This is a genomic window from Afipia sp. P52-10, assembly GCF_000516555.1.
Taxonomy (GTDB): Bacteria; Pseudomonadota; Alphaproteobacteria; order Rhizobiales; family Xanthobacteraceae; genus P52-10.
In genome coordinates this window covers 1,015,773-1,042,100 of record NZ_AZSJ01000007.1, presented here as the reverse complement: position 1 = coordinate 1,042,100, position 26,328 = coordinate 1,015,773, and the positions used below count along the sequence as shown (strand labels likewise).

Here is a 26,328-nt window from a genome sequence, read left to right as displayed (position 1 = left end):
AAGCGTAGAACCATGCTGCAACCAAAGCGCACCAAATTCCGCAAAGCCCATAAGGGCCGGATTCATGGCGTCGCCTCCTCGGGCGCGACGCTCGCTTTCGGCCAGTTCGGCCTGAAGGCGATGGAGCCGGAGCGCGTCACCGCGCGCCAGATCGAAGCCGCCCGCCGCGCGCTGACCCGTCACATGAAGCGTGCCGGCCGCGTCTGGATCCGCGTGTTCCCGGACGTTCCCGTGTCGAAGAAGCCCGCCGAAGTGCGCATGGGCTCCGGCAAGGGCTCGCCGGAGCTGTGGGTCGCTCGCGTCAAGCCGGGCCGCATCCTGTTCGAGATCGATGGCGTCACCAACCAGACCGCGCGCGAAGCGCTCGACCTGGCTGCTGCCAAGCTTCCGATCAAGACGCGCTTCGTTGCGCGTATCGCGGAGTAATGACAATGGCCGAGTTGAAGGTCGAAGACATCCGGCGGATGACCGCCGACCAGATGGACGATGAGATTCTGAAGCTGAAGAAGGAGCGTTTCAACCTCCGCTTCCAGCGCGCTACCGGGCAGCTCGAGAACACCTCGCGCCTGCGCGAGGCTCGCCGTGACATCGCCCGTATCAAGACAATCGCCCGGCAGAAGCGCCAGGCGGACAGCAAGAAGAGCTAAGGGGTTCAGATGCCGAAGCGAACTCTTCAAGGCGTCGTCGTTAGCGACAAGCAGAACAAGACGGTCGTGGTGCGTGTTGATCGCCGCTTCACGCATCCGATCTACAAGAAGACGATCCGCCGTTCGAAGAACTACCACGCGCACGACGAGAACAACGAGTACGCGCCGGGCGATGTGGTTTGGATCCAAGAGAGCAAGCCGATTTCGAAACTGAAGCGCTGGGTTGTCACCCAGGGCGAAAAGAAGAAAACCGCCTGAGGACGCATTAGCGTTCCAGGCTCAGAGAAAGAGGACGAGGTGCATCAATGATTCAGATGCAGACCAACCTCGACGTGGCCGATAATTCCGGCGCGCGCCGTGTCATGTGCATCAAGGTGCTGGGCGGCTCGAAGCGTAAATACGCCAGCGTCGGTGATGTGTTTGTCGTGTCGGTCAAGGAAGCTATTCCGCGTGGCCGTGTGAAGAAGGGCGACGTGATGAAGGCCGTCATCGTGCGTGTGGCGAAGGACATTCGCCGCGCCGACGGTTCGGTCATCCGTTTCGACCGCAACGCGGCCGTTCTGATCAACAATCAGTCGGAGCCGGTCGGCACCCGTATCTTCGGACCGGTTCCGCGCGAGCTGCGCGCCAAGAACCACATGAAGATCATCTCGCTCGCGCCGGAGGTGCTGTGATGGCTGCGAAGATCCGCAAGGGCGACAAGGTCATCGTGCTGAGCGGCCGTGAGAAGGGTCGCACCGGCGAGGTGTTCGAGGTGCGCCCGGACGAGAACCGCGCGCTCGTGCGCGGCCTCAACATGGTCAAGCGTCACCAGAAGCAGACGGCGCAGCAGGAGGGCGGCATCATCTCGAAGGAGGCGCCGATCCATCTGTCGAACCTCGCTTATGTTGGCAAGGACGGCAAGCCGACCCGCGTCGGTTTCAAGATTCAGGCGGATGGCACCAAGGTGCGGATCGCCAAGCGTACGGGAGCCGAGATCGATGGCTGAGACCGCATATGTTCCGCGGCTGCGCCTGCAGTTCGACAAGGAAATCCGCACCAAGCTGACCGAGCAGTTCGGCTATGCCAACCCGATGCAGGTGCCGACGCTCGAGAAGGTCGTGCTGAACATGGGCATTGGCGAGGCCGTCAATGACCGCAAGAAGGTCGAGCTGGCCGCCGCTGACCTGGCGCTGATCGCCGGTCAGAAGCCGGTCGTCACGCATTCCCGCAAGGCGATCGCTACGTTCAAGCTGCGCGAAGGCCAGGCGATTGGCTGCAAGGTCACGCTGCGCAAGGCGCGCATGTACGAGTTCATCGATCGTCTGGTGAACATCGCGCTGCCGCGTGTTCGCGACTTCCGCGGCCTCAACCCGAAGAGCTTCGACGGCCGCGGCAATTATTCGCTCGGCCTGAAGGAGCACATCGTGTTCCCGGAGATCGACTTCGACAAGTCGGGTGAGACCTGGGGCATGGATATTACGGTTTGCACCACGGCGCCCAATGACGAGCAAGCGCGCGCGCTGCTGACCGCATTCAATTTCCCGTTCCGGCAGTGAGGGCTGGCTAGCCCTCAAACGCGGAACCTCTGGAGAGACCTATGGCGAAGAAGAGTTCGATCGAAAAGAACAACCGGCGGCAGAAGATGGCCAAGCAGGCGCATGCCAAGCGCACGCGGCTCAAGGCGATCATCGCCGACAAGACCAAGCCGATGGAAGAGCGGTTTGCCGCGACGTTGAAGCTCGCGGAGATGCCGCGCAATTCGTCGCCGACCCGTATCCGCAATCGCTGCGAGCTGACCGGTCGTCCGCGTTCGGTCTATCGCAAGCACAAGCTCAGCCGTATCGCGCTGCGCGAACTCGGTTCGAAGGGCCTGATTCCGGGCCTCGTGAAGTCCAGCTGGTAAGGGGAGGGCGATCATGAGCACGCACGATCCAATCAGCGATCTGATCACCCGCATCCGCAATGCGCAGATGCGTAACAAGTCGAAGGTCTCGACGCCTGGCTCGCGTATGCGCGCCAACGTCCTCGAGGTGCTGAAGTCGGAAGGCTACATCCGCGGCTACGCCACGGTGGAGCATGCCGGCGGCCGCAGCGAGATCGAGATCGAGTTGAAGTATGCCGATGGCGAGCCGGTGATCCGCGAGATCGACCGCGTTTCGAAGCCCGGCCGTCGCGTCTACGTTTCGGCGAAGAACCTGCCGCGCGTGAACAACGGTCTAGGCATTTCGGTGTTGTCGACCCCGAAGGGAATCATGGCCGATCACGACGCCCGCGAGGCGAATGTCGGCGGTGAAGTTCTCTTCACGGTGTTCTGAGGAAAGCGAACGCCATGTCCCGTGTAGGCAAGAAACCAGTCACCATCCCCTCCGGCGTTACTGCGAATGTCGAGGGCCAGACCGTCAAGATGAAGGGGCCGAAGGGCCAGCTTGAGTTTCTGGTTCACGACGACGTCGAAGTGAAGCTCGACAAGGGCAGCATCACCGTCGGTCCGCGTTTCGAGACCAAGCGCGCGCGTGCGCTTTATGGTACGTCGCGCGCCCGGATCGCAAACCTGGTCGAAGGCGTGACCAAGGGCTTCGAGAAGAAGCTCGAGATCACCGGCGTTGGCTATCGTGCGGCGGTTCAGGGCAAGGTCCTGCAGCTCTCGCTCGGCTACAGCCATGACGTGAATTATCCGATCCCGGAAGGAATCGCGATCACCACGCCGAAGCCGACCGAGATTCTGGTCGTGGGGAACGACATCCAGCGCGTGGGACAGGTTGCAGCGGAGATCCGCCGTTACCGTCCGCCAGAGCCCTATAAGGGCAAGGGCGTCAAATACGCGAACGAGTTCATCTTCCGCAAGGAAGGCAAGAAGAAGTAACGGAGCGGGTCATGTCCAAGATGAAAGTGACGAATGCCCGACGCAAGACTCGCGTGCGGCTTCAGGTGAAGCGTTCGGCGAACGGCCGGCCGCGTTTGTCGGTGTTCCGCTCGTCCAAGCATATCTATGCGCAGGTGATCGACGACGTGAAGGGCGTGACGCTGGCTTCCGCATCGTCGATGGAGAAGTCGCTGCGCGATGGTGGCAAGACCGGAGCGGATACCGCGGCGGCGACCGCCGTCGGCAAGCTCCTGGCCGAGCGCGCGATCAAGGGTGGCGTCAAGGAAGTCGTCTTCGACCGTGGCCAGTATCTGTATCATGGGCGCGTGAAGGCGCTCGCGGATGCGGCGCGCGAAGGCGGATTGAGCTTCTAAGGATAGATTGAGAGCAGAGCTCTCCGAACAGAACGGATTGACACCATGGCAGGTGAACGCGAACGCGGCGGACGCGAACGGAATAGGGAGCGGGAGGAGCGCGACAGCGAGTTCGTCGACAAGCTCGTCCACATCAACCGTGTCGCCAAGGTCGTGAAGGGCGGACGTCGTTTCGGCTTCGCAGCGCTCGTCGTTGTCGGTGACCAGAAGGGCCGCGTCGGCTTCGGTCACGGCAAGGCGCGTGAGGTTCCGGAAGCGATCCGCAAGGCGACGGATTCGGCCAAGCGCAATCTGACGCGCGTGCCGCTGCGCGAAGGGCGCACGCTGCATCACGACGTCGCTGGCCGTCATGGCGCGGGCAAGGTGTTCCTGCGCGCGGCGCCTCCAGGCACCGGCATCATCGCCGGCGGTCCGATGCGCGCCGTGTTCGAGACCCTTGGCATGCAGGACGTGGTGGCGAAGTCGCTCGGCTCGTCGAACCCGTACAACATGGTCCGTGCGACGTTCGATGCGCTGAAGCATCAGGACTCGCCGCGCTCGGTCGCCGCGCGCCGTAACATCAAGGTATCCACGTTGCAGTCGCGCCGTGTTGGTGGCGATGCTGAAGCGTCCGCCGACTGAGCGGCGCTGTCGGGAGTAGAGCAATGGCCAAGGCCAGCAAAACCATCAAGGTCGAGCAGACCAGCAGCGCGATCCGCCGCCATCACTCGCAGCGCGAGACGCTGATCGGTCTGAAGCTCAATAAGATCGGCCGTGTTTCCGAACTGCAGGATACGCCTGAGGTTCGCGGCATGATCGATAAGGTCAAGCACCTCGTCCGCGTTGTGGACGGGAAGTAAGGTTTTCTCACCGGCAGCGAAGCCGGGCGTCTCCCGATCCTGCTTCGGAGGGGAGGCCACCGGACGCAGAATGAAGCTTTGAGGATAAGGCTATGAAACTCACCGATCTCGCCGACAATCCCGGCTCGCGCAAGAAGCGCATGCGCGTCGGACGGGGCATCGGCTCCGGCAAGGGCAAGACCTCCGGCCGTGGCGGCAAGGGTCAGACCGCGCGTTCAGGTGTGCGCATCAAGGGCTTCGAGGGCGGCCAGATGCCGTTGCATCGTCGTCTGCCCAAGCGCGGCTTCAACAATATCTTCGCGCTGGATCTGGTGGAGATCAATCTGGACCGCGTGCAGGGCGCGATCGACGCCGGCAAGCTCGACGCCAAGGGCGTGATCAACGCCGAGGCGCTGGTGCAGTCCGGCGTCCTTCGCCGCTCGCGTGACGGCGTCCGGCTGCTCGGCCGTGGCGAGATCAAGGCGAAGGTCGCGTTGGAGGTGCACGGCGCATCGAAGTCGGCGATCGAAGCGGTCGAGAAGGCTGGCGGTTCTGTGAAGATTCTCGCAGCTCCGAAGAAGAAGGATGGCGAGGCGGCTTAGGTCACTTTGCTGTCATCGCGCCTGGGTGGCTCGTCCGGCTGAGTTGCCGGACGTGGATTTTCCGGCGGACGCGTATCATATTGTGATCGTGTCGGTGGCGGGCCGCCACCCATGGGGCGGTTTTTAGGGGGCGCGGGAGAAGTCCGACGATGGTTTCGGCAGCGGAACAACTAGCGGCAAATATCAACTTCTCTTCGTTCGCCAAGGCGGAAGAGCTCAAGAAGCGAATCTGGTTTACGCTCGGCGCGTTGCTGGTTTATCGCCTCGGCACTTATATTCCGTTGCCGGGGATCGATCCCAACGTCTGGGATCAGGTGTTCCGCTCACAGGCGGGCGGCATTCTCGGCATGTTCAACATGTTCGCCGGCGGTGGCATCAACCGCATGGCGATCTTTGCCTTGAACATCATGCCGTATATCTCGGCATCGATTATCATCCAGCTCCTGACCACGGTCTCGCCGCAGCTCGAAGCGCTGAAGAAGGAAGGCGAGGCTGGGCGCAAGACGCTGAACCAGTACACCCGCTATCTCACGGTCGTTCTCGCCGTTTTCCAGGCTTACGGCATCGCCATAGGATTGGAGGGAGCCGGTAACGTCGTTGCCGATCCGGGCTTGTTCTTCCGCATCTCCACGGTGATTACGCTGACCGGCGGCACCATGTTCCTGATGTGGCTCGGCGAGCAGATCACCGCGCGCGGTATTGGTAACGGCATTTCGCTGATCATCATGGCCGGCATCGTCGCCGAGCTGCCGTCGGCGATCGCCGGAACTCTCGAACTCGGCCGCCAAGGTGCGCTGTCGACCGGTCTGATCCTGCTGGTCATCCTGATGGCGGTTGCGGTCATCGCCTTCATCGTCTTCATGGAGCGCGCGCAACGCCGCCTGCTGATCCAGTATCCCAAGCGCCAGGTCGGCAATAAGATGTTCGAAGGCCAGTCCTCGCATCTGCCGCTCAAGCTCAACACGTCGGGCGTGATTCCGCCGATCTTTGCCTCGTCGCTGCTGCTGCTGCCGACAACGATCGCGAGCTTTAATGCGGGCAAGGGACCGGAGTGGTTCCAATGGCTGGTGACTCAGCTCGGCCATGGCCGGCCGCTGTTCCTGGTGCTCTATATCTCGCTGATCATCTTCTTCGCGTTCTTCTATACGGCGATTGTGTTCAACCCGACCGAGACCGCCGACAACCTGAAGAAGCATGGCGGCTTCATTCCGGGCATTCGCCCCGGCGAGCGGACGGCGGAATACATCGATTACGTGCTGTCGCGCATCACGGTGCTCGGCGCGGCCTATCTGTCGATCGTCTGTCTGATTCCGGAGATTCTGATTTCGTATGCGTCGGTGCCGTTCTACTTTGGCGGCACGTCGCTGCTGATCGTCGTCAGCGTGACGATGGATACGGTGGCGCAGGTGCAGGGCTATCTGCTCGCGCACCAGTATGAAGGTCTGATCAAGCGTTCGAAACTGAAAGGCCGTCGCAGATGAGGCTGATCCTTCTCGGGCCACCGGGGGCAGGCAAGGGAACCCAGGCACAGCGTCTCGTCCAGAAGTACGGCATCGTTCAGCTTTCGACCGGCGACATGCTTCGCGCGGCGGTGGCTGCGGGTACGCCGATCGGATTGAAGGCCAAGGACATCATGGCGAGCGGCGGGCTCGTCAGCGATGACATCGTCATCGGCATCATCGCCGATCGCATCGAGCAGGACGACGCCAGGAAGGGGTTCATCCTCGATGGCTTCCCGCGAACGGTGCCGCAGGCGGAGGCGCTCGACCGGCTGCTGAAGGAGAAGGGCCTGAAGCTCGATTCGGTGATCGAGCTGAAGGTGAACGAGGCGGTGCTCCTGCAGCGTGTGGAGAACCGGATCTCCGAAATGCAGGCTCGAGGCGAGGCAGTGCGCGCCGACGACAACGCGGAGGCGCTGGCCAAGCGTCTTGATGCTTATCGGGCCCAGACCGAGCCGCTGGTCCACTATTACGGAGACAAGCGGGCGCTGGCGACCGTGGACGGGATGGCCTCGATCGACGAGGTGACGGCGCAGATTTCGCGTATTCTCGAGGTTCCGGGGCCGAAGGCGAAACCGACGTCCCGGGCCAAGGCCAAGGCGGCTCCGAAGAAGGTCGGGATAGTCGCCAAGGCAGGTAAGCGGGTTAGGGCCAGCGAGACTAGTAAGCGGGCCAAGGCCAAGAAGGCGGTTAAGACTAAGGCGAAAAAGGCCAAAGTGGCCAAGAAATCAGCCGTTAAGGCTAGTTCCCTGGCAAGAAGGGCAAAGAAGACGGCCAAGAAGGGGCGGAAAGCACCCTCCAAGGCCGGGAAGCGGGTGGTGGGCCGCAAGGCTGCGGCATCTAAGCGGGCCGCCCAAAAAGTCGCTAAAAAGGTCACGAAGCGGCGAGCTAAAGGCCGGAATCAGTTGACTAAACGACGTTGAATCCATTAATAACCCGGGCATCCAGTCGGATTGTTTCAGACGATGCCGGGCCCCGAAGGAACCGAGGGGAAGGGCGTCGTGTTCGCGTTTGTGGACACGAGCTGCACTGAAACCTCAGACGAACAGCCGGGCATAAGCAATTCCGGCAACAGGAGAATAGGCAGTGGCTCGTATTGCCGGTGTGAACATCCCGACCAACAAGCGCGTGCTGATCGCGCTGCAGTACATTCATGGTATCGGCCAGAAGAACGCCGCCGAGATCATCGAGAAGGTGAACATCCCCGCCGACCGTCGCGTCTCGCAACTGACCGACCAGGAAGTGTTGCAGATTCGCGAAGTGATCGACCGCGATTATCTGGTCGAAGGTGACCTGCGTCGCGACGTCGGCATCAACATCAAGCGCCTGATGGACCTCGGCTGCTACCGCGGCCTGCGCCATCGTCGCGGCCTGCCGGTGCGCGGTCAACGCACGCACACCAATGCGCGCACGCGCAAGGGGCCGGCGAAGGCGATTGCTGGCAAGAAGAAGTAATCGGACTCATTTTGATTTCAGCGCGCGCCGGTTGTCGGCGCGTCGCCGTACAGGGACCTGAACATGGCTAAAGAGGCTGTTGCGCGCGTTCGTCGCCGTGAGCGCAAGAACATTGCATCCGGCGTGGCGCATGTGAATTCGTCGTTCAACAACACGACCATCACCATCACCGACGCGCAGGGCAACACGATTGCCTGGTCGTCGGCGGGGACGATGGGTTTCAAGGGCTCGCGTAAGTCGACACCGTATGCGGCGCAGGTGGCCGCAGAGGACGTGTCGAAGAAGGCGCAGGAGCACGGCATGCGCACGCTCGAGGTCGAGGTTGCAGGTCCTGGTTCGGGCCGCGAGTCGGCGCTGCGCGCGCTGCAGGCTGCCGGCTTCACGGTGACTTCGATCCGCGACGTGACGCCGATCCCGCACAACGGCTGCCGTCCGCGTAAGCGTCGTCGCGTTTGATGTTTCTGCGCGGGCCGATTGGCCCGCGTTTCCACGTGTGTTGAGCGGGCTGGTCCGCAGTCTCCAACGTGATGGGTGATTAGAGTGACGATCCAGAAGAACTGGCAAGAGCTGATCCGTCCGAACAAGCTGCACGTCACGCCGGGCTCCGACCCGACGCGTGTTGCAACCATGGTTGCAGAGCCGCTCGAGCGTGGCTTCGGCCAGACGCTCGGCAACGCGCTGCGTCGCATCCTGCTTTCGTCGCTGCAGGGCGCGGCGGTGCAGTCGGTGCACATTGACGGCGTGCTGCACGAATTCTCGTCGATCGCGGGCGTTCGTGAGGACGTGACCGACATCGTGCTGAACATCAAGGACATCTCGATCAAGATGCAGGGCGAAGGCCCGAAGCGCATGGTCGTGAAGAAGCAGGGGCCGGGCGTCGTCACCGCAGGCGACATCCAGACCGTCGGCGACGTCACCGTGCTGAACCCCGAGCTGCAGCTCTGCACCCTCGACGAGGGCGCTGAGATTCGCATGGAGTTCACGGTCAACACCGGCAAGGGCTATGTCGCCGCCGAGCGCAATCGGCCCGAGGATGCGCCGATCGGCCTGATCCCGGTCGACAGCCTGTTCTCCCCGGTCAAGAAGGTGTCCTACAAGGTCGAGAACACCCGTGAAGGCCAGATCCTCGACTACGACAAGCTGACGCTGACGGTTGAAACCAACGGCGCTGTGACGCCTGAGGATGCGCTGGCTTATGCCGCGCGTATTCTGCAGGACCAGCTCAACGTGTTCGTCAACTTCGAAGAGCCGCGCAAGGAAGTCGCACAGGAGGTCATTCCGGACCTCGCCTTCAACCCGGCCTTCCTCAAGAAGGTGGACGAGCTCGAGCTGTCGGTGCGTTCGGCAAACTGCTTGAAGAACGACAACATCGTCTATATCGGCGACCTGGTGCAGAAGTCGGAAGCGGAAATGCTCCGTACCCCGAACTTCGGCCGCAAGTCGCTGAACGAAATCAAGGAAGTGCTCGCCCAGATGGGCCTGCACCTCGGCATGGAAGTGCCCGGATGGCCGCCGGAGAACATCGACGAGCTGGCCAAGCGCTTCGAAGATCATTATTGATCACACTTCGCTATGGCCGGATCGTCTCCGGCCATTCATCCGGGCGAACGCAGGCAGCCCACCTGAGCAGCATGTCCGACAGGCCGTCGCGACGCTGAGAACTTGAAGGAACAGAACTATGCGTCACGGCAAGGTCCATCGTAAGCTCAACCGCACGGCAGAGCATCGCCGGGCGATGTTCGCTAACATGGCGGCGGCCCTCATCAAGCACGAGCAGATCGTCACGACGCTGCCGAAGGCGAAGGAACTGCGTCCGATCGTCGAGAAGCTGGTGACGCTCGGCAAGCGCGGCGGCCTCGCTCTGCGCCGTCAGGCGATCGGCGAGCTGCGCGATCAGGCGATGGTCAAGAAGCTCTTCGACGTGCTCGCGACCCGGTACAAGGATCGCCAGGGCGGCTACACCCGCATCATCAAGGCTGGCTTCCGTTACGGCGACAACGCGCCGATGGCCGTGATCGAGTTTGTCGATCGCGACGAGAGCGCGAAGGGGCAGGATTCGGGCCCGGTGCAGGAAAAGGCTTCGGAAGCGGCGTAACGTTGCTTCAATGAGTGGATTTAAAAAGGCGGCGCTTCCGGCGTCGCCTTTTTTCTTGGGCGTCTCGCATTCAGCGGTCCACGGTTGCGGAACGAAGCGCGACTGCCGATATCAGGCGATGATCCGGACCTTGTCCGCATCAATGGACCGATCACGCCTTTCGCATATGCGACTGTCTGAGTCAGCCAAGCTGCCCCAGATCGAGCGGGCCGAAAGAGAGGAGCCGCGTATGAACATCGATCTTTCGGGACTGACGGCGTTGGTGACGGGCTCCACCACCGGGATCGGCCGCGCGATCGCGACAGGGCTTGCGCGGACAGGGGCGGAGGTTGTTGTGACCGGTCGTGTCCAGGCCAACGTCGACAAGGCGATGGCGTCGATTTCGCAAGCGATACCCGCTGCCAGGCTGCGCGGTATCGCGGCGGATCTCTCCACGGCAGACGGATGCGCACGGCTGCCTGCAGCAATTCCCGACGTCGATATCCTGGTCAACAATGCCGGCATATTTTCCCTGAAGGATTTCTTCGATACGACCGACGACGATTGGGAGGCCTTCTTCGCCGCCAACCTGATGTCAGGCGTGCGCCTGTCGCGCGCTTATCTGAAGGGCATGCTGCAGCGGAATTGGGGGCGGATCGTCTTCATCTCGTCGGAGTCCGCGCTGAACATTCCCCCCGACATGATCCACTACGGCGTCACGAAGACGGCGCAGCTTGGCGTATCGCGCGGGCTGGCCGAACTCACCGCCGGTACCGGCGTGACGGTCAATGCGGTGCTGCCGGGGCCGACGCTGTCGGAAGGTGCCGAAGAATTCGTTGCATCCATTGCCAAGCAGACGGGACAAACCGCGGAGCAGGCAGCAGCTGCGTTCGTCAAGGAAAATCGCCCGACGTCGCTTTTACAACGCTTCGCGACGGTTGATGAGGTGGCGAACATGGTTGTCTATGTATGCTCGAAGCAGGCCTCGGCGACGAACGGAGCAGCGCTTCGCGTCGATGGCGGGGTCGTACGAACCATCGCGTGATGGTTCAGAGACAATCGCGCTTCACGCCGTAAAAGCTGCGCGCATTGAGATGCCGCGCTGGTCCATCCGAGCCGGCTTTTGCCTTGGAGGAGGCTGCGTTCTCTGTTTCACTTTCCGGGCTTATGACACTCGGGGGAGCTTGCGGCTGCGGTGCTGATGGGGGCGCTTGGCGCGGCAACTGCCGACGACGGCGCTGCGCAGACACCGCTGGAGCGCGGAGCCTATCTCGTCAACGGTGTGATGGCTTGCGCCAACTGCCATACGCCTGTCGATGCGAATGGTCCGGTCCTCTCCAAAGCCCTGGCGGGCGGGCGCTTGTTCGATACGCCGGCATTTAAGGTTTATGCATCGAACATCACGCCGGATCGGGAGACGGGGATCGGTGCATGGAGCGAGGCGGAGCTGAGATCGTTCCTGACCACCGGCATCCGCCCGAGCAAGGTACCTGTGGCGCCGATCATGCCAGTTGCATTCTACAAGGCTTTGACGCTCGGCGATCTCAACGCCGTGGTTGGCTATCTCCGTTCGGTTCAGCCGGTGCGCAACGAACTGCCGTCAGCGGACTATCGGCAGCCGTTCGCGCATCAAGAAGCCCCGTTCGCGAATAAGGCCTTCCGTGAGGCCGATCTGCAAGTGCCTGCAAAACGCGGCATGTATCTGGTGACCCTCGGCCATTGCCTGGAGTGCCACACGCTGATGGGGAAGGACGGGCACGACTATGGGACGGCTGCCGGGAAGGGTGGGCGCATCTTCGCGGGCCCCTGGGGCGAATCGCGTTCGTCCAACATCACCGCTCATTCCGACGCAGGGCTCGGCAACTGGACCGACGACGAGATCAAGCGGGCGATCACGCAAGGGGTCTCCCGCGATGGCCGGAAGCTGAAGCCGCCCATGGCCTTTGCGGCGTATGCAAGGATTTCGCCGCAGGACCTGGATGCCATTGTGGCGTTCCTGCGAACGCTCAAGCCGCTGGAATAGCGGACGAAATCGTTCCTTTTGCCTTCAAATAGGGGCTTTCGGCGGCTATATCTGGGGCGATAAGGCCTGCTCCGGAGATTCCCTCTATGCCTCTCGCATCGCGTCTGTTGATCGCGACGATCGTACTTGTTTCGAGCTTCTTTCCAGCGCTCGCGCAGGATCGGCGCGTTCCGACCTCTCCGAGCGAACTGAAGCTTTCCTTTGCGCCGATCGTGCAGCGGACGACACCCGCAGTCGTGAACGTCTATGCGGCGAAGATGGTGCAGAACCGCAACCCGCTGCTGGACGACCCGATCTTCCGCCGCTTCTTCGGTATTCCGGGAAACCAGTCGCCGGAGCAGATGCAGCGCTCGCTCGGCTCGGGCGTGATCGTCGACACGTCGGGGCTCGTGGTCACCAACAATCACGTCATCGAGGGGGCGGATCAGGTCAAGGTCTCGCTCGCCGACAAACGCGAGTTCGAGGCCGAGATCGTCCTGAAGGATAGCCGCACCGATCTTGCCGTGCTCCGGCTCAAGGCTCCCGGCGAGCGATTTCCGGCCATGGAGCTGTCGAACTCCGACGAGCTTCTCGTCGGCGACGTGGTGTTGGCGATCGGAAATCCATTCGGTGTCGGTCAGACCGTGACGCACGGCATCGTCTCGGCGCTGGCGCGGACCCAGGTTGGCATCACCGACTATCAATTCTTCATCCAGACCGACGCGGCGATCAATCCCGGCAACTCAGGCGGCGCGCTGGTCGATCTGACAGGTAAGCTGGTCGGCATCAACACCGCGATCTTCTCGCGTTCGGGCGGTTCGCAAGGCATCGGCTTTGCGATTCCGACCAACATGGTTCGCGTGGTCGTGGCATCGGCCAAGGGTGGCGGGACTGCCGTGCGGCGGCCGTGGCTCGGCGCCAAGTTGCAGGCGGTGACGCCGGAGATTGCCGAGTCGATTGGCCTGAAGCGCCCATCCGGCGCGCTCGTCACCAATGTAACGCCGACCAGCCCGGCAGCGCGTGCCGGACTCCGGCTCAGCGATTTGATCACGGCGATTGATGGACAGACGGTCGACGATCCCAACGCGTTCGATTATCGCTTCGCCACGCGGCCGCTTGGCGGTACCGCGACGATCGACATCATGCGTGCGGGCAAGCCACAGCGGCTCTCCGTGGCGCTCGAAGTCGCGCCCGACACCGGCCGCGACGAGATCGTCATCAAGACGCAATCGCCATTCCAAGGCGCGCGGGTGTCGAACATCTCGCCGGCGGTTGCCGACGAACTGCGGCTCGATTCGAACATCGAAGGCGTCGTGATCGTCGGCCTCGACGACGACGGAGCAGCACAGAGCGTCGGTTTTCAGAAGGGAGACGTCATCCTCTCGGTCAACAACCAGAAGGTGACCAAGACTGCGGACCTCGAGCGCGCGGCGCGCGACACGAAGCGGTTCTGGGAGATCAACGTTTTGCGTGGCGGTCAGCAGCTTTCGGTGCGTCTCGCGCGATAGTCCGCTGGACAAGGAGCCTGCGCGGCCCTCCTTCACGCGTTTGGGAAAACGACGTTCATGAACGCGAAGCGCAAACAGGGGACCGAGCAGAAGGGGCAATCGCTGTTTGCGGCCGCCGGGCTCGAACAGGATGCACCGCGTCCGCTCGCCGACCGGCTGCGCCCGCGCACCCTGGGGGAAGTGGTCGGGCAGGACCGGATTCTGGGGCCCGACGGCGCCCTGACGCGCATGTTGGAAACACGCTCGCTTGGCTCGTTGATCTTCTGGGGACCGCCGGGCACGGGCAAGACCACGGTGGCAAGGCTTCTGGCGGACGCAACCGAACTGGAGTTCGAGCAGATATCAGCAGTGTTTTCCGGCGTCGCCGATCTCAAGAAGGCGTTCGAGGCCGCGCGCGCCCGCCGGGAAATGGGCAAGGGAACACTGCTGTTCGTCGACGAGGTGCACCGTTTCAATCGCGCGCAGCAGGATTCATTCTTGCCGGTGATGGAAGACGGAACGGTGGTGCTGGTCGGAGCGACCACCGAGAATCCGTCGTTCGAATTGAATGCCGCTCTTCTGTCGCGTGCTCGCGTCTTGGTCTTCCAGTCGCTGGACGAGGCGGCGGTCGAGAAGCTGTTCGCGCGGGCGGAGGAGGTAGAGGGCCGCAAGCTGCCGCTGGATCACGAGGCGCGGGCGTCGCTGGTCCGCATGGCGGATGGCGATGGTCGTGCGGCGCTGACGCTGGTCGAGGAGGTCTGGCGGGCGGCGCGGACGGGCGAGGTCTTCAATGCGGAACAGTTGCAGGGTGTGCTACAACGGCGCGCACCGATTTACGACAAGTCTGCCGATGGGCATTACAATCTGATCTCGGCGCTGCATAAGTCGGTGCGTGGCTCCGATCCGGATGCAGCGCTGTATTATCTGGCGCGGATGCTGGACGCGGGCGAAGACCCGCTATTCCTCGCGCGGCGGATCGTGCGCATGGCCGTCGAAGATATCGGCCTTGCCGATCCTCAGGCGTTGGTTGTCGCCAACGCTGCCAAGGACGCCTACGACTTTCTCGGCTCTCCGGAAGGCGAGTTGGCGATTGCGCAGGCCGTGATCTACGTTGCAACGGCGCCGAAATCGAATGCGGCGTATATGGCGTTCGGCGCCGCAAAGCGCGTGGCGAAGGACAACGGCTCGTTGTTGCCGCCGAAGCATATTCTGAACGCGCCGACCCGGCTGATGCAGTCGGAAGGCTACGGCGCCGGTTACGCCTACGACCACGATACGCCGGAGGGGTTCTCGGGGCAGGACTACTTCCCCGAAGCACTCGGACGTCAGACCTTTTATGATCCGCCGGAACGGGGATTCGAACGCGAAATCAGGAAGCGGCTGGACTATTGGGCCAGACTGCGCAGCGGGAAGACATCATGAGCCGTCGCGACAGAGGGCCGAAGCGCGGCGCTCCCAAGCAGAAACTGCAGCGCCGTGTCAAACGACCGGCCAGCGATCGTCCGCGCGAGGCGAGCCGGGGGCAGGAGCCGCGCCGTCGCCCTGACGCGCCACGAGAACGTTTTGCTGGAGACGCTGTGGAGCGCAAACGGGTCGCCCCGCGACCTGACAAGCCTATGCGCGAGCCGCCGGAGAAACGCGCGGCACATCCGGCCCTGCTGCCGACCAAGGTACAGACCGTTACGGTAACGGGTGACGAGGCCGACATGCGCGTCGATCGTTTTCTCGAAGCCCGCTTCCCCGGGCTGAGCTACTCGCATATCCAGCGCATCGTTCGCAAAGGCGAACTGCGCGTCGACGGCAAACGCGCCGATAGCAAGGACCGCCTGAAGGCTGGCCAGAGCATCCGGGTGCCTCCGTTGCATCTCGAAGCGCCGAAGAAATCCTCAGGTCTCAGCGAAGCGGATGAGAAGACGCTCGCGACGTTGAAAGATATGACCCTGTTTGAAGACGATGATGTGCTCGTGCTGAACAAGCCCGCCGGGTTGGCCGTGCAGGGAGGGTCCGGCACCACGCATCATGTGGACCGCATGCTGGAAGTCATGCGCGATTCAAAGGGGCAGAAGCCGCGTCTGGTGCATCGCCTCGACAAGGAAACGGCCGGCTGCCTGTTGGTGGCCAAGACGCGGTTTGCGGCTTCGATGTTGACCGGCGCGTTTCGGTCGCGGTCGGCACGCAAGATTTACTGGGCGATCGTCGCCGGCGTTCCGAAGCCGAAGCAGGGACGCATCTCGACCTATCTCGCCAAAGAAGAGCGCGAGGACGATTCCTTCATGCGGATCGCCGAGCATGGCGATGAGGGGGCGAGCCACGCGGTGACCTATTATGCAGTCGTGGAGACCTCCGCACAGACGCTTGCCTGGGTCTCGCTCAAGCCGGTGACGGGCCGCACCCACCAGCTCCGCGCGCATATGGAACATATCGGCCATCCGATTATTGGAGATCCGAAGTACTTCGATATCGAGAACTGGAAGCTGCCGGGTGGGATTCAGAACCGGCTGCATCTGCTGGCGCGGCGGATCGTGATTCCGCATCCGAGGGGCGGGGTCATCGACGCGACCGCGCCGCTGCCGCAGCACATGCAGCAGTCGTGGAATTTGCTCGGGCTCGATGCAGCCCGGTTCGACCCGATCGAAGACGCGCCTGAGGAGTAGGCAAGGAATAGGGAAGCGTTGCCGTCCTTGTCTGGGCTCAAGTCAATGACGATATGAAGCTGATGACGAGGATTGCTGCATTCCTGACCGGTCTTGCCGTCGCTGGTGCGGCAAGCGGTGCTTTGACGATGTTACCGGCACAAGCGCAGGACCTCTCGTCACCTCCGCCGGTCATCCTGCCGCCGGCACCACCGCCGCCACCACCCCCTCCGCGGATCGAGGTGCCGCGGGTGCCACAAATGGACGAGATACCGCCGCCGCCGCGAGCGGCGCTGCCACGGCGCTCGTCGTTCAAGCAGCGCATCAGCCGGTGTATCGACGAGGGAGCCGCGATGGGGCTTGGCCCCAATGAGCGGGCGGCCTATTCGCGCGCGTGCGCCAACCAGTGATCTATCGATAAAAGATCATCGACACATGAGAAGCGGCCGCGATCGTGAATCGCGGCCGTCTTGTTTCGCACGGTCGTTTACCGCAAGGTGGCGTTGAGCCTGTCGAGCTCGCTCTGCCCTGGGCACAGGTCTTTGGTATTGAGCTGATTCAGCGGCGTCTTGACGGTGTCGAAGCTCGCATGCAAGTCGTCCGCATCGGGCTCGATGTACAGGAGCCCGGTCACCACTTCGCCCTTGGCAGCATGGCGCTGCAGGAAGTTCTGGGCAGCGAGGCGATCGGTCGGATCATAATCGTCGTTGAGCTTGCGCAGGCGGAGCGTCGAGCCGTCGTGCTGTTGCACGCTGACGGTCTTGCCCGGCTCGTAATCGACCGTGATGGCGGCCCGGCCGATCATGATGTCGAGCGCGTTGACCGCCTCGTTATGCTCGCGCACATAGTCGAAGCTCTTGGTCGAGCCGGCATGGTTGTTGAACGCGATGCAGGGCGAGATCACGTCGATGAACGAGGCGCCCTGATGCTGGATCGCTGCCTTGATCAGCGGCACCAGCTGCGTCTTGTCGCCGGAGAAGCTACGGGCGACGAACGTCGCGCCGAGCTGCAGGGCAATGGCGACGAGGTCGATCGAGGAATCGCTGTTCAGCACGCCCTTCTTGGATTTCGAGCCGCGATCGGCGGTGGCCGAGAACTGCCCCTTGGTCAGTCCGTATACGCCGTTGTTCTCGACGATGTAGGTCATGTTGACGCCGCGGCGCATCGCATGACCGAACTGGCCGAAGCCGATCGAGGCGGAGTCGCCATCGCCCGAGACGCCGAGATAGATCAGGTCGCGATTGGCGAGGTTGGCGCCGGTCAGCACCGATGGCATGCGGCCATGGACGGAGTTGAAGCCGTGCGACTGGCCGAGGAAGTAGTCCGGCGTCTTCGACGAGCAGCCGATGCCGGAAATCTTCGCCACGCGATGCGGCTCGATCGACAGCTCGAAGCAGGCTTCGATAATGGCGGCCGAGATCGAGTCATGGCCGCAACCGGCGCACAGCGTCGATGTCGATGCCTCGTAATCGCGGCGGGTGAAGCCGAGCTTGTTGGTCGGCAGCGAGGGATGGTGGAACTTCGGCTTGGTCAGATAGGTCATGAGACAGCCTTGCGAAGCGGGCGAACCTTGAGCGTGTCGAGGCGGTCGCCGATGGCGCCGGCGATGAAGCGGGCCGTGATCGGCGTGCCGTCATAGTGCAGGATCGGAACGAGGCGGACCGGATCGATGCCGAGCTCGTTGACGATCAGCGATCGCATCTGCGAATCGCGGTTCTGCTCGACGATGAACACGAAGTCGTGGTCGGCGATGAAGCTCGCGACGTCCTGGTGGAACGGGAAGGCGCGGACACGCAGCATGTTGAGATGGTGGCCGTTCTCGGCCAGTGTCTCGGCAGCCTCGTTCATCGCCGGCGACGTGGAGCCGTAATAGATCACGCCGTAGCGTGTGGCCTCATTGGCATTCTTGCGCAGCGGCTTCGGCAGGATCTCCTTGGCGCTATCGAGCTTGCGCAGCAGCCGCTGCATGCCGTCGACATAGGTCGACCCCTGTTCGCTGTACCGCGCGCGGCTGTCGTGCGACGTGCCGCGGGTGAAGAATGCGCCCTTCTGGGCGTGGGTGCCGGGATATGTGCGGAAGGGGATGCCGTCGCCGTCCACGTCCATGTAACGGCCGAAATCCTTCGCCTTTTCCAGATCCTCCGCCGACAGCACCTTGCCGCGGTCATATTGGCGCTTGTCGTCCCAGGCGAGCGGCCGGCACAACCGATGGTTCATGCCGATATCGAGATCGATCATCACGAACACCGGCGTCTGCAGTCGATCGGCGAAGTCGAAGGCGTCGGCGGCGAAATCGAATGTCTCCGCGGGGTCTTCGGGGATCACCAGCACATGCTTGGTGTCGCCGTGGGATGCATAGGCGCACGAGAGGATGTCGCACTGCTGCGTCCGCGTCGGCATACCGGTCGAGGGGCCGGCGCGCTGCACGTCGAAAACGACGGCTGGAATTTCCGCGAAATAGGCGAAGCCCAGAAACTCCTGCATCAGCGAGATGCCAGGGCCGGAGGTCGCGGTGAAGGCACGGGCGCCGTTCCAGGCCGCGCCGATCACCATGCCGATCGAGGCGAGTTCGTCCTCCGCCTGAACGATGGCATACTTCGCCTGCTTGTTTTCCGGATCGTGCCGGAACTTCTTGCAGTAAGTGGCGAAGGCTTCCGCCAGCGAGGAGGAGGGCGTGATCGGATACCAGCCGCACACCGTCGCACCGCCATAGACTGCGCCGAGCGCGGCGGCGGCATTGCCTTCGAGCAGGATGCGATCACCGACGTCGTTCGCACGCTCGATACGCAGACCGATCGGCTTGAGGTTCGCCTGCGCCCAGTCCTTGCCAAGATGCAACGCATGGACGTTGGGCGGGATCAGCTTGTCCTTTCCGCGATACTGTTCACCGATCAGCTTTTCGACTTCGGCGAAGTCCATGCCGAACAGTTGGGTCAAGACGCCGAGGCAGATGATGTTCTTGAACAGCTGCCGCTGGCGGGGGTCGGTGTATTCCTTGTTGCAGATCTCCGTGAGCGGAACCCCAATTACGTTGATGTCGGTGCGCATCTTGCCCGGTGGCATGGCGCGGGTGTTGTCGTAGAGCAGATAGCCGTCCGGCTCGATCGACGCGACGTCGGCGTTGAACGTTTGCGGGTTCATCGCCACCATGAAGTCGGTGCCGCCGCGGGCGCCCAAGTAGCCCTTGCCCGAGACACGGATCTCGTACCACGTCGGCAGCCCCTGGATGTTGGACGGGAACACGTTGCGTGGCGCCACCGTCACGCCCATGCGCATGATTGCGCGTGCGAACATCTCGTTGGCGGACGCGGAGCCCGAGCCGTTAACGTTGGCGAAGCGGATGACGAAATCGTTGACTGCTTCTATCGGCATGCCGGGCCTGCGTGAGTCATTTCGAGATAGAATTTGTTCATGTCCCATGCGCCGGTGGGGCACCGTTCCGCGCACAAGCCGCAGTGCAGGCAGACGTCCTCGTCCTTCACCATCACCCGGCCGGTCTTCAGACCGTCGGCGAGGTAGAGCGCCTGGTGCGTGTTGTTCGCAGGCGCGCGCAAGCGCGTCCGCAGGTCGTCCTCATCGCCGTCCTTGGTGAAGGTGATGCAATCCATCGGGCAGATATCGACGCAGGCGTCGCACTCGATGCACAAGGGCGCGGTGAACACGGTCTGCACGTCGCAGTTCAGGCAGCGGCCTGCTTCCGCGAGCGCCAGCTTGGGATCGAAGCCCAGCTCGACCTCCGCCTTGATGTCGGCCAGCGCGATCTTGTTTTCGCGATGCGGCACCGCATAGCGCTCGTCGAGCATCACCTCGTTCTTATAGGACCACTCGTGGATGCCCATCTTCTGGCTGACCAGTGTGGTAGCGGGGAGGGGACGGTGGGTCATGTCCTCGCCGTTCAGCATCTTGTCGATCGAGACCGCGGCCTCGTGGCCGTGCGCGACCGCCCAGATGATGTTCTTCGGCCCGAATGCGGCGTCGCCACCGAAGAAGACCTTCGGATGCGAGGAACGGAACGTGGTCTCGTTGACGACCGGCATACCCCATTCGTCGAAATCGATGCCGATATCGCGCTCGATCCAGGGGAACGCGTTCTCCTGGCCGACGGCGACCAGCACGTCGTCGCATGCGAAGGTCTGGTCCGGTTCGCCGGCATTCACCAGCTTGCGGCGGCCCTTGGCATCGTACTCCGCCTTCACCTTCTCGAAGGTCATGCCGACGAGCTTGCCGTTCTCGTGCAGGAAGGCCTTCGGCACCAGGAAGTTATGGATCGGAATGCCTTCGCGGGCGGCGTCTTCCTTCTCCCAGGGCGACGCTTTCATCTCGTCGAAGCCGGAGCGCACGATCACCTTCACGTCTTCGCCGCCGAGGCGGCGGGCGGAGCGGCAGCAGTCCATCGCGGTGTTGCCGCCGCCAAGCACGATGACGCGCTTGCCGATCGTGCTCAGGTGGCCAAACGAGATGTTCGATAGCCAGTCGATGCCGATATGGATGTTGGCGGCGGCTTCCTTCCGTCCCGGAAGGTCGAGATCGCGACCGCGCGGGGCGCCGGAGCCGACGAAGACCGCATCGAAACCCTCCGCGAGCAGCGCTTTCATGCTGCTGACGTATTCGCCGCCCCGGAACTCGACGCCGAGGTCGAGGATATAGCCGGTCTCCTCGTCGATGACGCTGTCGGGCAAGCGGAACTTCGGAATCTGCGAGCGGATCATGCCGCCGGCGCGCTTGTCGCCGTCGAACACCATGCATTCATAACCGAGCGGGGCGAGATCGCGGGCAACGGTGAGCGAGGAGGGGCCAGCACCGACCAGGGCGATACGCTTGCCGTTCTTCGCCTTGGCCGGCGGTGGCATCCGCAGCTTCACGTCGTCTTTATAGTCAGCGGCGACGCGCTTCAGTCGGCAGATCGCGACCGGTTCCTCCTCGACGCGGACCCGGCGACAAGCCGGTTCGCAAGGACGATCACAGGTGCGTCCGAGAATTCCGGGGAAGACGTTGGATTTCCAATTGATCATGTAGGCGTCGGTGTAACGCCCGGCCGCGATCAATCTGATGTATTCGGGAACTGGAGTATGCGCCGGACAAGCCCATTGGCAATCGACCACTTTGTGGAAGTAGTCGGGGGCCGCGATATTCGTCGGTTTCATTCCTACCTCTTCCACGCAGTCATGAACGCCGCCGCGTGGTCTAGTTTCCTCAAGCCCGCCAAAGCGGTTGTCGTTATTTCTTTCGGTCGATTCCAAGTTTTGAATTAGAACTATTCAATATGAGCGAAGCAAGCATGGGAAGTCATTTCTGCTTGATTCCGTTGCGGAATTTGTGCTGCAACGCACAAACCTCAAAGGCTGAAGCGGGTTAAGAGCGTCGGATGCGTGAATTGTTTGAAGACGATAGTGGCGAACAGCCGGGCGATCCTAACGAACTGGCCCGCAAGGCCGCGCGACCGATCCTGCGCAACCGCTTCTACAAGATGGTCGAGGTTGCTGAGGTGCCTGAGGGATTTGCGATCAGCCTCGACGGCAAGACGTTGCGGACCCCGGCGCGCCGCGCGCTCGCCGTGCCGCGCAGGCCGATCGCCGAGGCCCTCCGCGACGAATGGGATGCGCAGACGGACGTCATCGATCCGTCGCGGATGCCGCTAAGCCGGCTGGTCAACAGCATTATCGATGGTGTGACGGACCGGTGCGAGGAGGTCGCCGCCGATGTGATCAAGTACCTCGGCTCCGATCTGCTGTTCTACCGCGCCGAAGGACCGGATGGGTTGGTTGCGCGGCAAGCGGCAGCCTGGGATCCGATCGTCCGCTGGGCCGCCGATGAACTTGGCGCCCGGTTCGTCTTGGCGCAGGGCGTTGTTCACGTCGCACAGCCCGATCATGCGTTGACCGCGGCGCGCAAAGCCATGCCATCCGATCCATGGCGTGTGGGCGCGTTGCACTCGGTGACGAGCTTGACTGGCTCGGCACTGTTGTCGCTGGCGTTGATGCATGACGTTTGCGACGGTGCCGCGATCTGGTCGGCTGCGCATCTGGATGAGGATTGGAATCTGGAGACGTGGGGGTTCGACGACCTTGCCGCCGCGCGGCGCGCGGCGCGGGAGACCGAGTTCAAAGCGGCGGCGCTGGTGCTGAAAGCAATGGGCTCGTAGCGCCGTGGGTGTCGTGCTTGAAGCAATTCATGCTCGACACGAAGGGCTTTCGCCTCCTTGATCACGGGGGCGCTTAACCCGCTGATGCACAGGCCGAAAGCGTTCGAGCCGGATCGCCAGCCCTAAGATTCCTTGATCGGGATGGTGCTCTCGTCGTGCGGGGCGGCTTGCTCATAGGAGGCGCTGGCTTCGCCTGCGGAGATCCGCTGGCGCTTGCGCATTTGCGGGGCGCGGTCGCGCATTGCAATTAGATGCGCGATGAAGGTCGCGCCAAGACCGCTGAATTTGTCGAATTCGGTTGCGGGCGTTTCCTGCGGCAACGGAACCAGCGCGCGGCTGCGCCGTGCCTCAAGGCGTGCAGCGGCTGCCGAAACCATCTCGGCAAATCGGCTCGGCGTTCGGGTCATGCCCCGATTAAACCAGCATCTGGGCCGACGTTCCGGACAATTGCGCCGTGTGGTTAGGGCGACGTTAACGTTGCCGAGCTGCTAAGGCGAAGGCCTTCACTCCGCCGCAATCCGCGCATGGTTAAGACACTATTAATCAGCATTTGCGAGCACATCTGAGGATCGCGGAGCGAGGGACGGCCGGAGGCCGTCGCAAGGATGAGGGCTGCAGGACCGATTTTGGCTTGCGCGGCGATCGCCGGCGGGATTGCCGCTGGCTACTTTGCCATGGGTTTGGACGGTTTTCCGTGGCTCGAATTTGCGGGCCGGACGGAGATCTCGCAAACCGAGGCGGCTTATCCGTCGTCGAACCGCGAGAACAAGCGCGACCGGCTGCACCTTGATCTGCCTCAGCTCACGTCCGATCCGTTGTTGTTCTCTCGTGGAGACTCGCTGCGGCAGAGCTATGCTGCTGCGGACTCGATCAACGCGCTGCCGCAGCCCCTCGGCGATCCGCAGCCGTTGACTGAGCCGCCGCCGATACCGCGCCCGCGGCCCAAAGGCAGCATTCTGCGGCGGCAGCAGTCGTCCTACACGCTGCTGAGCGATCTGCAGATCGATGCGATCAAGACGAGGTTGAAGCTGACTCCGGCGCAGGAAAAATCCTGGCCCGCGGTCGAAACCGCGCTGCGGACACTGGCGGTGCGGCTGCACGAGGCGAAGAAATCCGGCGGGGCCTCCGACCTGCGGCCGGATAGTGCCGAATTCGTGCAATTGAAGGCTGCGGCGGGTCCGTTCTTTGCCCAGCTCAGCGCCGAGCAGAAGCGGGAGCTTCGCATGCTGGCACATATTATCGGGTTGGGAAGCGTGATGGCTCAGCTCTAGATTCGAGCCCGACCGTTGAAACGGTTAACAGCCCGTTTAGGACGCTGGACTAGCGTAGCCGCCTGAAAGGACGCCCGTCGCTTTCGGGCCACGTCATTCGTCCCATGCCGTCGATCTCGAGCCCGCTGCTCATTCCAGTCTCCCAAGCTGCCGGTGCCGCTGCGCCTGACCTCGCGTTGGTACCGGGGACTGTGATCGACGCGCGCGTGCTCGCGATGCGCAGCGCCAACATGGTGCGGATCGCGATCGAGGGGCTCGCCATCGATGTCCTGTCGGAGGTGATGCTGCAGCCCGGCGCCAGCCTGAAACTTGCGGTGTCGCAGGCCACGGATGGCGTCCGCCTGACGATCGTCTCGCAGGCGCAAGCCGCTGACGGCGCGGGCGCTCCGCATGGGCCTGCAACGATCGCGTCGGGAGCGATCGCCGATCAGCCCAGGACGGCACAGATGGCGCAAGGCTTGCCCAGTGCAATGGAGAGCGCAGCGCTTGCGCGCGCGGTGCAAGCTGCAGCACCGAAACAGGCCGGGCTTTCGCCACTGTTTGCCAATCTTCCGGTGATCGTCGCCTCTGAGAGTTTGCCGCAGCCGGTGCAGAGCGCGGCAGCACAGTTGCTTGGTGCGCGGTTGCAACTCGACACGACGCTGACCGGCGATGATGTGCGGCAGGCTTTCCAGAAGTCCGGCCTGTTCCTGGAATCTTCGCTGGCGCGAGGCGGGACGATGCCATCCGGGATGCCGGATCTGAAAGCCGGCTTGATCGTTTTGCGGCAGGTGCTGTCGAACTGGCTTGGGCAGGCAGCACCGGCGAACGCGCCCGTGCCGCAAGCCACGCCGCAAGGAATGGCGGCCGACGCGCTGCGTATGGCCGCACCGCCGCTTGCGCCTGCTGCTGCCGCGCTAACAGATGCGGTTCTCCAGCAGAACACGCCGGGCCTGATGCGTGAGATCGAGACCGCACTTCGCAACGCGACGGCGCGGACGTTGCAGGATATCGGCAATGCGCCGCCGCCGCGGCAGCCGGAAACGGCTGCGATGTCGCGCAATACGGCGGCCGATCTCCAGGCCACCGAACCGGCGCCGCCGTTTCGTGGCGCTGCCCCATCGGCCCAACCTGTGGCCCGCCCGTCGATTGATAGCGACATGCCGTCCGTCAGCATGGGGCGGCAACTGCTCGATCAGACCGATGCCGCCATCGCGAGGCAAACACTTCTGCAAATTGCCTCCTTGCCGGACCGGCCGGAATTCGCCAACCCGAACCAGACGGTGGCCGCGCAGCGCTGGAGTTTCGAAATTCCCTTTGCGATGCCGCAGGGCACGGCCGTCGCTCAATTCGAGATCGCCCGCGACGGCGGCAAGGAGAGCGATGAGGGGGCATCCTCATCGCGAGTCTGGCGTGCACGCTTCAGCCTGGATGTGGAGCCGGCGGGTCCGGTGCATGCGCTGATCTCGCTGGTCGGCGACAAGACCGCCGTGCGGATGTGGGCGGAGCGGCCGGAAACGGCGACGCAATTGCGCGCCAGCACCGACGCGCTGGGATTGGCGCTTCGCCAAGCAGAGCTGGAGCCGGGCGATATCATCGTCGGCGAGGGCGCGCCGCCACGCCCGGCCAGGCGGGCCGGATATTTCCTGGACCGCGCCACATGAGCATCGCGGCCGATCCGCAGCTTGCTATCGCGCTCGAATACGACAAGAAGGGAGCGCCCCGCGTCGTCGCCAAGGGCAGGGGGACGATCGGCGAGAAGATCATCGAGATCGCGAAGGCGAACGACGTTCCGATCGAGGAGAACGAGGTGCTGGCCGGGGCGCTCTCGAATGTCGACCTCGGTGACGAAATCCCGCAAGAGCTCTACAAGGCGGTCGCCGAAGTTCTGGTTTTCGTGCTGCGTCTCTCGGGCAGTGCGCGCTCATGATTCCGTGATTCCTCATTTGCAAGCACCGCTGTCGAAGCGGTGGTGCAAACGCCGAGAAATCATGAGATTGTCGTCCATCGAACCGGAGGCCGGCCATGGCAGGCAAGCAGCATCATTATCATCCGACGGTGGTGTGGACTGGCAACACTGGCAGCGGGACGACAGGCTACAAGGCCTATGAGCGGGCGCATGTCATCAGCGCGCCGGGCAAGGCCGACATTGCAGGTTCGTCCGATCCGAGCTTTCGTGGCGACCCGGCGCGCTGGAATCCGGAAGACATGCTGGTCGCCTCCGCGTCCGCCTGTCACATGCTCTGGTATCTGCACCTCTGCGCAGTGAACCGCGTGATCGTGCTCGACTACCGGGACGAGCCCGAGGGGATCATGGTTGAACAGGCGAACGGCAGTGGTGCGTTCACGCAGATCGTGCTGCGGCCGCGTGTGACGCTCGATGCTGCGTCAGACGAGCAGAAGGCAAGGGCACTACATGCCGAAGCGCATAAGATGTGCTTCATCGCCAACTCGCTGACATGCGAGATGATGATCGAGCCGTCGTTCGTGCGCTAACGTG

General features: G+C 62.9%; 34 protein-coding genes. 30 read left to right on the top strand and 4 right to left on the bottom strand.

Going from position 1 to position 26,328, the window contains the following annotated elements; all coding sequences use genetic code 11:
- Window positions 1-12: 12 nt before the first annotated feature.
- From rplP to X566_RS22090, 25 genes are all read left to right on the top strand, one after another.
- Window positions 13-426: a 50S ribosomal protein L16 gene (gene rplP / locus X566_RS22210; protein ID WP_034471677.1), complete on the top strand. Its 414-nt coding sequence runs from the start codon at window positions 13-15 to the stop codon at window positions 424-426.
- 5 nt (window positions 427-431) lie between these two features.
- Window positions 432-647: a 50S ribosomal protein L29 gene (gene rpmC, locus X566_RS22205; protein WP_034472778.1), complete on the top strand. Its 216-nt coding sequence runs from the start codon at window positions 432-434 to the stop codon at window positions 645-647.
- A gap of 9 nt (window positions 648-656) precedes the next feature.
- Complete coding sequence (rpsQ, locus tag X566_RS22200) at window positions 657-905, top strand: 30S ribosomal protein S17 (protein WP_034471673.1); 249 nt, start codon at window positions 657-659, stop codon at window positions 903-905.
- 47 nt (window positions 906-952) lie between these two features.
- The gene (gene rplN / locus X566_RS22195) at window positions 953-1,321 is read left to right on the top strand and encodes a 50S ribosomal protein L14 (protein ID WP_034471671.1); all 369 of its coding nucleotides are present in this window, start codon (window positions 953-955) and stop codon (window positions 1,319-1,321) included.
- Window positions 1,321-1,635 (top strand): 50S ribosomal protein L24, encoded by a 315-nt coding sequence (gene rplX / locus X566_RS22190; protein ID WP_034471669.1) that lies wholly within the window; start codon window positions 1,321-1,323, stop codon window positions 1,633-1,635. Before rplN ends, rplX begins: the two co-directional genes overlap by 1 nt.
- Complete coding sequence (rplE, locus tag X566_RS22185) at window positions 1,628-2,185, top strand: 50S ribosomal protein L5 (protein WP_034471668.1); 558 nt, start codon at window positions 1,628-1,630, stop codon at window positions 2,183-2,185. Before rplX ends, rplE begins: the two co-directional genes overlap by 8 nt.
- A 41-nt stretch (window positions 2,186-2,226) precedes the next feature.
- Window positions 2,227-2,532, top strand: coding sequence for a 30S ribosomal protein S14 (gene rpsN, locus X566_RS22180; RefSeq protein ID WP_034471667.1), 306 nt, complete (start codon window positions 2,227-2,229; stop codon window positions 2,530-2,532).
- Window positions 2,533-2,545: 13 nt separating this feature from the next.
- On the top strand, window positions 2,546-2,944 hold the full coding sequence (gene rpsH / locus X566_RS22175; protein ID WP_034471665.1) for a 30S ribosomal protein S8: 399 nt from the start codon (window positions 2,546-2,548) through the stop codon (window positions 2,942-2,944).
- 14 nt (window positions 2,945-2,958) lie between these two features.
- Window positions 2,959-3,492 carry a 50S ribosomal protein L6 gene (rplF, locus tag X566_RS22170; protein ID WP_034471661.1) on the top strand — a complete coding sequence of 178 codons (534 nt, stop codon included), beginning with the start codon at window positions 2,959-2,961 and terminating at the stop codon, window positions 3,490-3,492.
- A gap of 11 nt (window positions 3,493-3,503) precedes the next feature.
- Window positions 3,504-3,866, top strand: coding sequence for a 50S ribosomal protein L18 (gene rplR, locus X566_RS22165; RefSeq protein WP_034471658.1), 363 nt, complete (start codon window positions 3,504-3,506; stop codon window positions 3,864-3,866).
- Window positions 3,867-3,911: 45 nt separating this feature from the next.
- Entirely contained in the window at window positions 3,912-4,487 is a 576-nt protein-coding gene (rpsE, locus tag X566_RS22160; RefSeq protein WP_034471655.1) for a 30S ribosomal protein S5, read from the top strand.
- Window positions 4,488-4,510: 23 nt separating this feature from the next.
- Entirely contained in the window at window positions 4,511-4,705 is a 195-nt protein-coding gene (gene rpmD, locus X566_RS22155; RefSeq protein ID WP_034471651.1) for a 50S ribosomal protein L30, read from the top strand.
- 92 nt (window positions 4,706-4,797) lie between these two features.
- Complete coding sequence (gene rplO, locus X566_RS22150) at window positions 4,798-5,286, top strand: 50S ribosomal protein L15 (protein ID WP_034471649.1); 489 nt, start codon at window positions 4,798-4,800, stop codon at window positions 5,284-5,286.
- Window positions 5,287-5,435: 149 nt separating this feature from the next.
- Window positions 5,436-6,767 (top strand): preprotein translocase subunit SecY, encoded by a 1,332-nt coding sequence (secY, locus tag X566_RS22145; RefSeq protein WP_034471647.1) that lies wholly within the window; start codon window positions 5,436-5,438, stop codon window positions 6,765-6,767.
- Window positions 6,764-7,708, top strand: a complete 945-nt coding sequence (locus tag X566_RS22140) for an adenylate kinase (protein WP_034471644.1) — start codon at window positions 6,764-6,766, stop codon at window positions 7,706-7,708. The genes secY and X566_RS22140 overlap by 4 nt, the downstream gene beginning before the upstream one ends.
- A 163-nt stretch (window positions 7,709-7,871) precedes the next feature.
- On the top strand, window positions 7,872-8,240 hold the full coding sequence (gene rpsM / locus X566_RS22135; protein WP_034471642.1) for a 30S ribosomal protein S13: 369 nt from the start codon (window positions 7,872-7,874) through the stop codon (window positions 8,238-8,240).
- Between the two features lie 63 nt (window positions 8,241-8,303).
- Window positions 8,304-8,696 carry a 30S ribosomal protein S11 gene (gene rpsK, locus X566_RS22130; protein ID WP_034471639.1) on the top strand — a complete coding sequence of 131 codons (393 nt, stop codon included), beginning with the start codon at window positions 8,304-8,306 and terminating at the stop codon, window positions 8,694-8,696.
- Window positions 8,697-8,780: 84 nt separating this feature from the next.
- Window positions 8,781-9,800 (top strand): DNA-directed RNA polymerase subunit alpha, encoded by a 1,020-nt coding sequence (locus X566_RS22125; protein WP_034471637.1) that lies wholly within the window; start codon window positions 8,781-8,783, stop codon window positions 9,798-9,800.
- A 118-nt stretch (window positions 9,801-9,918) separates the two neighbouring features.
- Entirely contained in the window at window positions 9,919-10,335 is a 417-nt protein-coding gene (rplQ, locus tag X566_RS22120) for a 50S ribosomal protein L17 (protein ID WP_034471633.1), read from the top strand.
- A 229-nt stretch (window positions 10,336-10,564) separates the two neighbouring features.
- Complete coding sequence (locus X566_RS22115; protein WP_034471631.1) at window positions 10,565-11,359, top strand: SDR family NAD(P)-dependent oxidoreductase; 795 nt, start codon at window positions 10,565-10,567, stop codon at window positions 11,357-11,359.
- 156 nt (window positions 11,360-11,515) lie between these two features.
- Window positions 11,516-12,337, top strand: a complete 822-nt coding sequence (locus tag X566_RS22110) for a c-type cytochrome (RefSeq protein WP_034471628.1) — start codon at window positions 11,516-11,518, stop codon at window positions 12,335-12,337.
- An 86-nt stretch (window positions 12,338-12,423) separates the two neighbouring features.
- Entirely contained in the window at window positions 12,424-13,824 is a 1,401-nt protein-coding gene (locus X566_RS22105) for a DegQ family serine endoprotease (RefSeq protein WP_034471625.1), read from the top strand.
- A gap of 57 nt (window positions 13,825-13,881) precedes the next feature.
- Entirely contained in the window at window positions 13,882-15,225 is a 1,344-nt protein-coding gene (locus tag X566_RS22100; protein WP_034471622.1) for a replication-associated recombination protein A, read from the top strand.
- A complete protein-coding gene (locus X566_RS22095; RefSeq protein ID WP_034472775.1) occupies window positions 15,222-16,457 on the top strand; it encodes an RluA family pseudouridine synthase in 1,236 nt (411 codons plus the stop codon). Before X566_RS22100 ends, X566_RS22095 begins: the two co-directional genes overlap by 4 nt.
- 62 nt (window positions 16,458-16,519) lie before the next feature.
- Window positions 16,520-16,846 (top strand): hypothetical protein, encoded by a 327-nt coding sequence (locus X566_RS22090; protein WP_051444491.1) that lies wholly within the window; start codon window positions 16,520-16,522, stop codon window positions 16,844-16,846.
- A 77-nt stretch (window positions 16,847-16,923) separates the two neighbouring features.
- Here the strand turns inward: X566_RS22090 and X566_RS22085 are convergent, their stop codons facing one another.
- Genes X566_RS22085 through X566_RS22075 form a run of 3 tightly spaced genes read right to left on the bottom strand, consistent with a single transcriptional unit; the run spans window position 16,924 to window position 21,580 of the window.
- Entirely contained in the window at window positions 16,924-17,979 is a 1,056-nt protein-coding gene (locus X566_RS22085; RefSeq protein WP_034471617.1) for a 2-oxoacid:ferredoxin oxidoreductase subunit beta, read from the bottom strand.
- A complete protein-coding gene (locus tag X566_RS22080; RefSeq protein ID WP_034471614.1) occupies window positions 17,976-19,808 on the bottom strand; it encodes a 2-oxoacid:acceptor oxidoreductase subunit alpha in 1,833 nt (610 codons plus the stop codon). Before X566_RS22080 ends, X566_RS22085 begins: the two co-directional genes overlap by 4 nt.
- Entirely contained in the window at window positions 19,799-21,580 is a 1,782-nt protein-coding gene (locus tag X566_RS22075; protein ID WP_034471611.1) for an FAD-dependent oxidoreductase, read from the bottom strand. The genes X566_RS22080 and X566_RS22075 overlap by 10 nt, the downstream gene beginning before the upstream one ends.
- Before the next feature lie 221 nt (window positions 21,581-21,801).
- On the opposite strand from X566_RS22075, the gene X566_RS22070 reads away from it, so the two are divergent.
- Window positions 21,802-22,578, top strand: coding sequence for an ATP12 family chaperone protein (locus tag X566_RS22070; RefSeq protein ID WP_034471608.1), 777 nt, complete (start codon window positions 21,802-21,804; stop codon window positions 22,576-22,578).
- 122 nt (window positions 22,579-22,700) lie between these two features.
- On the opposite strand, the gene X566_RS22065 is transcribed toward X566_RS22070, so the two are convergent.
- The gene (locus tag X566_RS22065; protein ID WP_206538719.1) at window positions 22,701-22,985 is read right to left on the bottom strand and encodes a hypothetical protein; all 285 of its coding nucleotides are present in this window, start codon (window positions 22,983-22,985) and stop codon (window positions 22,701-22,703) included.
- Window positions 22,986-23,183: 198 nt separating this feature from the next.
- On the opposite strand from X566_RS22065, the gene X566_RS22060 reads away from it, so the two are divergent.
- The 4 genes from X566_RS22060 to X566_RS22045 all read left to right on the top strand — a co-directional run bounded on the left by X566_RS22060 (window position 23,184) and on the right by X566_RS22045 (window position 26,324).
- The gene (locus X566_RS22060; RefSeq protein ID WP_152540021.1) at window positions 23,184-23,849 is read left to right on the top strand and encodes a hypothetical protein; all 666 of its coding nucleotides are present in this window, start codon (window positions 23,184-23,186) and stop codon (window positions 23,847-23,849) included.
- Window positions 23,850-23,953: 104 nt separating this feature from the next.
- Window positions 23,954-25,492, top strand: coding sequence for a flagellar hook-length control protein FliK (locus tag X566_RS22055; protein ID WP_034471602.1), 1,539 nt, complete (start codon window positions 23,954-23,956; stop codon window positions 25,490-25,492).
- Window positions 25,489-25,758 (top strand): EscU/YscU/HrcU family type III secretion system export apparatus switch protein, encoded by a 270-nt coding sequence (locus X566_RS22050; protein ID WP_034471599.1) that lies wholly within the window; start codon window positions 25,489-25,491, stop codon window positions 25,756-25,758. The genes X566_RS22055 and X566_RS22050 overlap by 4 nt, the downstream gene beginning before the upstream one ends.
- 95 nt (window positions 25,759-25,853) lie before the next feature.
- Entirely contained in the window at window positions 25,854-26,324 is a 471-nt protein-coding gene (locus tag X566_RS22045; protein ID WP_034471597.1) for an OsmC family protein, read from the top strand.
- The last annotated feature ends 4 nt before the right edge of the window (window positions 26,325-26,328 follow it).